The sequence below is a fragment of the Clavibacter lycopersici genome (assembly GCF_003576405.1).
GTDB lineage: Bacteria > Actinomycetota > Actinomycetes > Actinomycetales > Microbacteriaceae > Clavibacter > Clavibacter lycopersici.
The window spans coordinates 1-716 of the sequence record NZ_QWGT01000489.1 but is presented as its reverse complement, the minus strand read 5'-3'; the positions used below and the strand labels follow the sequence as shown (position 1 = coordinate 716).

The following is a 716-nucleotide window of genomic DNA, read 5'->3' as shown; positions in this document are numbered from 1 at the left end:
CGACCTGCCGCTGCGGGACCGGATCATCGAGCTGCTCGGCTCCCTGGTGCGCGAGCGGGGCCTCGGGCTCGTCCTCGTGTCGCACGACCTCGACGCCGTCGCCCGGCTCTGCGGGCGGAGCGTCGTGCTCGCGGGCGGGCGGATCGTGGAGGAGGGGCCGACCGGTCGACTGCTCGCCGACCCCGCGCATCCGGCCACGCGCGAGCTCGCCGACGCCGTCCCCCGGCTGCCGGGAGCGATCACCGCATGACCGCGCGCCACCCGACCGGACCCGCGGGCCCGGCCACCGCCCTGCCCGAGCCGGCCTCGCGCGCCGACCGCGCCGGATCCCCGCCCGCCGCCGTCCTGCTCTCCAGCCAGCTGGTGTTCAACCTCGGCTTCTACGCGGTCGTCCCGTTCCTCGCCGTCGTGATGCGCGACGACCTCGGACTCGGCGCCCTCGCGATCGGCCTGGTGCTCGGCGCCCGCACCTTCAGCCAGCAGGGCCTCTTCCTCCTCGGCGGGATGCTCGCCGACCGCTTCGGCCCGCGCACGCTCATCGCAGCGGGCTGCGTCGTGCGCGTTTCCGGCTACCTGGGGCTCGCGATGGCCGCTGACCTGCCGGGCTTCCTCGCCGGCGCGATCCTCACGGGGTTCGGCGGCGCGCTGTTCAGCCCGGCGCTGCAGAGCCTCGTCGCGGCCGCCGACGTGCGGGCCCGCGCCACCCGGCGGCCGGG

General features: G+C 77.2%; 1 protein-coding gene and 1 pseudogene. Both read left to right on the top strand.

Features of this window, described 5'->3' with window-relative positions; translation table 11 throughout:
- A pseudogene (locus tag DZG00_RS16130) lies at positions 1 to 250 on the top strand (ABC transporter ATP-binding protein); the annotation flags it as partial.
- Positions 247 to 716: MFS transporter (locus DZG00_RS16125; RefSeq protein ID WP_119455856.1), on the top strand; the 470-nt coding region annotated here is incomplete at its 3' end. The pseudogene DZG00_RS16130 and the gene DZG00_RS16125, both read left to right, overlap by 4 nt.